The organism is Paenibacillus sp. YN15, from assembly GCF_003285005.1.
In the GTDB taxonomy this organism is placed as follows: Bacteria; Bacillota; Bacilli; order Paenibacillales; family NBRC-103111; genus Paenibacillus_AR.
Genome location: NZ_QMFA01000059.1, coordinates 23,675 through 29,746, shown reverse-complemented (window position 1 = coordinate 29,746; position 6,072 = coordinate 23,675). Strand labels below are relative to the sequence as shown.

Below are 6,072 nucleotides of genomic sequence, written 5' to 3'. Positions count from 1 at the left end.
AGTTGGAGCATGCCAAAAACGAAGGTGCGACAGCGGCGCTTGACAGGTTTCGTTCATATCAGCGGAATTTGTTTCCCATTATAGTTCCTCCAACAGGCGGACAATGTCCCAAAACAGATGAATAGCGGAAGTTCGCTTCCGCTATCATTGTCAATAATGTATATTCCGAAGGAATAACGGTAATCCGGCTCCGCTAAGAGCAGCCGTTATGCCCGGCTCCGCAGCATCTCCGGCAAACTGCTTACGGCTCACTCCCCCGCGGCCTCCACCCCGTCCCGCACCTGAAGCTCCGGCAAAGCCCGGAGCATCCGGGTTTTGATTTTGCTCCAGACGGCCTTCGGCTGGCTGAAGGCTTCCCCGTCCAGCTTGCCCATGGGGATCACCCGGTAATTCCGCCAGTTGACATAGCTGGTATACACGGGGGTAAAGGCGGGATTCTCCAGCCGCAGCTCCACTTGCTCACCCGTAACGGTTTTTACCGCTTCTATCTGACCAATGCCGCCTACAAGCTGAATGGTCTTCTCCTGAGCCGACAAAAAATTTCCCAGGGAATACATAACCAGCGCCCTTCTTCCGTCGGCGGCGGTTACCCATTCGATGGTTTGCAGCACATGGGGATGGGTGCCGATGATTACATCCGCTCCCCAGTCCGCTAACTGCTGGGCCAGCTCACGCTGCGATGTGTTGGCTTCCTCTTGGTACTCCGTGCCCCAGTGAACGGAAACAACAGTAAAATCGGCGTTTGTTTTTGTTTTGCTGTCGCGGATTTCCTGCTCCATCCGGACCGGGTCCAGCAAATTCACCAGATACGGCTTGCCTTCAGGAACCGGAATGCCGTTGGTGCCGTAGGTATAGGCCAAAAACGCGAAGCTGATTCCGTTTTTCTCCAGTATGCGAAGACGGGACTGGTCTTCCGCGCTTCGGAAGGCGCCGGTGTAGGGCATCCCGATTTTGTCCCAGTAGGCAGTGGCGGAAAGAACTCCCTTTTCCCGCTTGTCCAGCGTGTGGTTGTTGGCCATGGTAATCATGTCCACCCCGGCGTCAAGGAGAGCGTCTCCCACCTGAAAAGGGCTGTTGAATTGGGGGTACGAGGATAAGCCCAGCTCCTCGCCGCCGGTAATGCTCTCCTGATTGGCTACCAATAAATCCGGTTGGGTCAACAGATCCTTAACCTGCTCCAGCATCGGTTTGAAGTCATACCCGCCGTCCTTGGTGCGGGCGTCGTTATAGACGCTGTTATGAATCAGCACATCCCCGATAGCGGCCAAGGATGCTTTATGAATAACGGGAGCCGGCGCGGCGGATGGCGTTGGCAACGGCACAGGCGCTGCCGTTTCCAGGCGGCCGATTTGATCGCCGTATGACAACGGACCAGCGGATGAAGGCTGCCCGGCACCGGTTCCCTTCCCGGCGTTCTGTTGCCGGCTTCCCCCTGCGCCGCAAGCTCCGCATACCAGCAGAATGGCAATACCCGCGATAATGGCGGTTTTCCTGCCCATAACTCTGCACTCCTTTCTAAGCCCCTCTGAATAGCGCATATGCGCCAAGCGCCCCGGGCGTATCCAGGGAGGACATGGCAATAATTATTGTAGTGTATGTATCGGATACCCGCGCTTATGCTTTCAGACGCAGGAAGTGGAAGAATTTGTTGCAGCAAATCAAAAAAATGCCGAATCCTGATAAAATCTGACGCAAGATCACCGTCATGTCCCGTTTACGTTGTGGTGGGCCACCGTATGCTGACCTGATCTGCATCCCCACCTGTTCCCGCGCCGGAAAATGGCCTGCCCTTCCCTCTTCTCTCTGCATCCGGAAGAGCGCAACGGAACTGGACGACTCTTAAAAGCGGCTTTTGCCGCTTTTTCCCGCCTTTGCGGAACCAAGAAGCCCTTATTCCCCTCTGCCGCCTGATTTCCTCTCTATTTTCGGCGAATCAGGGACGCAACGGTTTCTTAGTTCCGTTAATTCTCCAAACTCCCGTTTTCACCCCCATAAGGGTCGCTCAGTTCCGCAACAGCGGCCTACCTGCCTGGCCCGGCCTAGCCCCGACAGCTTCTCGCCAACATCACTCCGGAAGAACAAAAAGCAATCCCCCAAAAGTGACGAGACGCTTCGAAGCAAATTCCGGGTACTTTTGGGGGAGCCCCCGCATGAAAATGCGACAGTCGTGCATTTCCGCAAAAAAAGCCCCGGCAACCCGGAGCTTCCCCGTCTCGCAAATTTATTCCATTGCCGCAGCCAGCTGCATGAGCGTTTCCAGTCCCCGCTGATCCGCCTCTTTGCATGTATCGATCAAACCGCAGATTCCCTCGCGGATATCCCGCCGGGCCAGATTGCGAAGCTGCTTTTCCCCGCGGCCCCAGCCGCCCAGGAGCTCCGCCATTTTGCCGACAGCGGCAGAAACCGCTTCAAAGTGGCCGGCAGCCTCCAGCAAGAGACTGCCGTGTCCGGACTCTTGCTCCCCCAGCTTCCGCAGATAGCTGGCAACCCGGTAACGTCCGTCCGCCAGCGTATCCATGGCGTCGCCCTGGCACATCAGCCGCTCCACCAGGATGGGCAGAACCGCATTGGGCGGAAACTGGCTGTCGTCGGCCACCGCTTTTTTCCAATAATCGTATGCAAGAATTCCCTTGGCAAAAACCCCGCAGGTTCTGCCGGTCAGCACCTCGATGGCGTTGGCGGTAAGCTCCTTCAGCGTCAACCCCGGCCCCTCTGCTTCACCCAAAGCCATCACAGCCAGGGTTTCCTGATTCTCCCACCAGCCTCCAGTGACGAAATAACCGCAGGGATCAATGGACACGCTTCTTCCTCTAAACTCGGGATTGTCCTGGAAGACGTTCCAGCCCAAGAGGATATCCCCGTTCTCCCTGTACCCGTTGACAAGACAGGCCTCGGGCGGACCGATGATACCCAAGGCAATGCAAGGGCTGCCCTTGTCGATTTCTTGCCGGATGAATCGGGCAAAATCCTCTTTAGCTGTTTGCCCCGTACGGCCCAAGAGGGTAAGAGATCTCCCCAGAAACTCTGCGCCTGTGCGGTATACCTTCATGGGATCATCAAAAGTAAATATCACATCCACATTGCCGCAGTTCCAGGCGGTTTTGTCCCAGGTCAGCCGGAAGCCCGCTCCGCAGCCTGCCATAACCGCGTCATATTCCACCGGCTGCCCCAGATAATTGGCGCAGGCCTTCAAGCAAATGGGAAGTGGCGTGCAGCCCTGGTAAGCGCCGTATTCCACCTTGGGCACCCCGTACAGGATACCGCTTCCTTGCTCAGCAATTTGCCGCTGGTTCACGTATGCCACTCTCCTGTTCCTCTATAATGCCAACCCCGTAAACGCCGGCGCAAAGCTTGATCCGGCCCACGGCGCAGGGGCGGCTGCGAAATTCCTGGGGGGTCATGCCGGTGACCCGCCGGAAAGCCCGGGTAAAGCTGTCCGGGTTGGGGAAGCCGTATTTCGCCCCGATGTCCAGCGTTTTTTCCTTGGTGTGGATCAAATCGAAGGCCGCATGGGCAATCTGCCGGCAGCGCACATAACGGACCAGCGGCATGCCGGTATGGCGGGCAAACACCTGCCGGATATGGACGGCGGAAAAGCCGATTTCCGCCTCCAGCTCCCGGTAGTCCAGCCGTTCCCCCAGCCGGTTCTCCACAAAAACAATCACTGACCCAATCATCAGACTATAATCCAAGGCATCCCCGCCTTTGCATTCGTTTTCTTCATGAAGTGGCTTTAGTGTAGCATGGAGAGGGCATTTGAGGCTCGACGTTTTTGATGATCATTGAGGGGGAGGCGCCTGGACCTGGAACAGCCCGGCGTCAAGCCGGCGGCACTCCTCTTCCGTCAGCCGGATTTTGCCCGCCCCCAGACTGTCCTCCAGCTGCGCCGACCTCTTGGCCCCCACCACCGGAAAAACGGGAAACGGCTGAGCCAGCAGATAGGCCAGCGCAATCTGGTTCACGGTAGCGCCATAGCGCTCCGCCAGCAGCTTAACCTCGGCCAAGCGCCGGCGGTTGTCCGCCACCCGGTACATGGCGGCGGTTTTCTCCGGGAAATCGTTGTCCGCCGAAGCCGCCATTTTGGTGAACAGCCCCTGGGCCTGGGAGGAATAAGCAAACACGGAGAGACCGGTGCGCACATGGTACTCATGAAGGGCATTATCCATAAAAACCAGCGTGGGGTCCGTAAACCGGGCCGGGTCCGCCAAGGCCAGACTCCATCCCGGCTGGTTGCCGGAGAAGCCCTGCAGCCCGTGGGCGGCCGCATACTCCTGTGCTTCGGCAAGCCGCCCGGCAGTCCAGTTGGACGCCCCGTACCAGCGGATTTTCCCCTCTTTAACGAAGCGGTTCATGGTTTCCACAATTTCCCCCGCAGGCCGCGAGGCGTCATCCCGGTGCAGCCAATACAAATCGATGCTGTCCATTCCCAGACGGGCCAGACTGCCCTCCAGATCATGGCGCAGCTCCGCCTCCGACATCCGCGGCATCTGCATGCTGTCCAGCCGGGGATGTGCGCCTTTGGTGGTGACAATGAGACGGCTGCGGTTTTTCCGCTCCGCCATCCACTGGCCGATGACAGTTTCACTTCTGCTGGGTTCATGGGGCAGCCAATTGCTGTATATCTCTGCGGTATCCACCATATTGCCGCCCAGCTCCACATAAGCATCCATCAGCCGAAAAGATTCCTTCAGGCCAAGGCCCGCCCCCAGTTCAACGCCGCCCAGTACAAATTCGGCCGCGTCCAGGCTTGTCCCGGCAATTTTCTTTTTGCGGATCATCGTTTTTTCCTCCCCAATCGCAATGTTCTTCCCAAAGTATACCACTCCAGGCTCTGTCCACGGAAAAATAAAACCTCACCCCTTTTTATCGAACCGGTTTGATGAAAACAACTACTGAGTGAAGCCGCCTTTACAATTTATTTAGACGCAGTTAACGCTCCCCGCATAAAACCGGTTTACGATTCTACGTGAAAGAGACACACAGGAGGTTATGCAGGATTGGCCACCATTGAGGATGTTGCACGGATTGCAGGAGTATCGAAAAGCACAGTTTCCAATGTATTTTCCAAAAAGCGCCCCATCAGCAAGGATGTAGCCGACAGGGTGCTTCAGGCGGCGCAGGAGCTGAGCTACAAGCCCAACTATTGGGCCAAAAGTCTGGCGGGCGGCAAAACCCGGATAATCGGGATCAGCATGGAGGGTGAGCAGATTCAATTCGGCGCATTCCATATGGCCCTTTTGAACGGCGTATTGAAGGAATGCTACAGCAGAGGCTACAGGCTGCTGGTCAACACGCTGCCCAAGGCCTTCGCCAGCCTGCCGGAGAATCTGGCGTCCAATCCGGTGGACGGAGAAATTGTCCTGGACCCTACTGTCCATGATTCCCGTCTCCGGGAACGGCTGCAGGAGCAATTGCCCGTTGTGGTTATCGGCCGGCCTCCGGCTGCCTATGAAACCAGAGTTTCGTATGTGGACAACGACAATGTGGGCGCCGCTTTTCAGGTGACCGAGTATCTGCTTGATTTGGGGCATCGGCGGATTCTTTTTCTGAACGCGCCTGCAGACAGAACGGTAGCCCATGACAGGGAAACGGGCTACCGGGAAGCGTTCCGGGCCCGGGAGCTTTCCGCGGACAGGGAGCTCTTGACCTACCGGCCCCAAGGAGCCAAAAGCTCCGTGGATTTCGGCTACCGCGCCACACTTGCGTACATCGCCCGCCATCCTGACATTACCGCCATCATTACCGACACTGACAAGGTAGCCCTGGGGGTATATCAGGCTGCCGACGAGCTCGGTCTTTCCATCCCGGGCCAGCTGTCCGTCTTTTCCTTCAGTGTCGAGCCGGGTTATGGAGCCGAATTCGCCCCTGCCCTCAGCTGTGTCCGGCTGGATGCCGAAGGCTTGGGGACTGAAGCCGCACGGCTTCTGCTGGAGAGCTGCGAGCAGCCCTCTCCCGCAGTCAAGCGCTCGATCATCTCCTCCGAGCTCCTGATCCGGGAATCCTGCAGCCGGGTACAAGCAACCGAAGTTGATGGATGCGATCATCCGCATCAACCCAATACATGAAATTACG

5 protein-coding genes are annotated in these 6,072 nt (G+C 57.3%); 1 reads left to right on the top strand and 4 read right to left on the bottom strand.

The annotated features are described in order from the left end of the window. Positions 1–248 precede the first annotated feature (248 nt). The 4 genes from DQG13_RS28515 to DQG13_RS28500 form a co-directional block, all read right to left on the bottom strand. Positions 249–1,499 (bottom strand): CapA family protein, encoded by a 1,251-nt coding sequence (locus DQG13_RS28515; RefSeq protein ID WP_181593057.1) that lies wholly within the window; start codon positions 1,497–1,499, stop codon positions 249–251. A 722-nt stretch (positions 1,500–2,221) separates the two neighbouring features. After that, entirely contained in the window at positions 2,222–3,295 is a 1,074-nt protein-coding gene (locus DQG13_RS28510; RefSeq protein ID WP_113023588.1) for an RNA polymerase subunit sigma-24, read from the bottom strand. After that, the gene (locus DQG13_RS28505) at positions 3,273–3,692 is read right to left on the bottom strand and encodes a helix-turn-helix transcriptional regulator (protein WP_113023587.1); all 420 of its coding nucleotides are present in this window, start codon (positions 3,690–3,692) and stop codon (positions 3,273–3,275) included. Before DQG13_RS28505 ends, DQG13_RS28510 begins: the two co-directional genes overlap by 23 nt. 87 nt (positions 3,693–3,779) lie before the next feature. After that, a complete protein-coding gene (locus tag DQG13_RS28500; RefSeq protein WP_113023586.1) occupies positions 3,780–4,778 on the bottom strand; it encodes an aldo/keto reductase in 999 nt (332 codons plus the stop codon). Between the two features lie 219 nt (positions 4,779–4,997). Between DQG13_RS28500 and DQG13_RS28495 the strand changes: the two genes are divergently transcribed. Continuing rightward, positions 4,998–6,065, top strand: a complete 1,068-nt coding sequence (locus DQG13_RS28495; protein WP_113023585.1) for a LacI family DNA-binding transcriptional regulator — start codon at positions 4,998–5,000, stop codon at positions 6,063–6,065. Positions 6,066–6,072: the final 7 nt, after the last annotated feature.

Excerpts from the sequence above, each read along its gene's own strand:
- DQG13_RS28515 (WP_181593057.1), bottom strand. The coding sequence starts at position 1,499 with ATGGGCAGGAAAACCGCCATTATCGCGGGTATTGCCATTCTGCTGGTA.
- DQG13_RS28500 (WP_113023586.1), bottom strand. The coding sequence starts at position 4,778 with ATGATCCGCAAAAAGAAAATTGCCGGGACAAGCCTGGACGCGGCCGAA.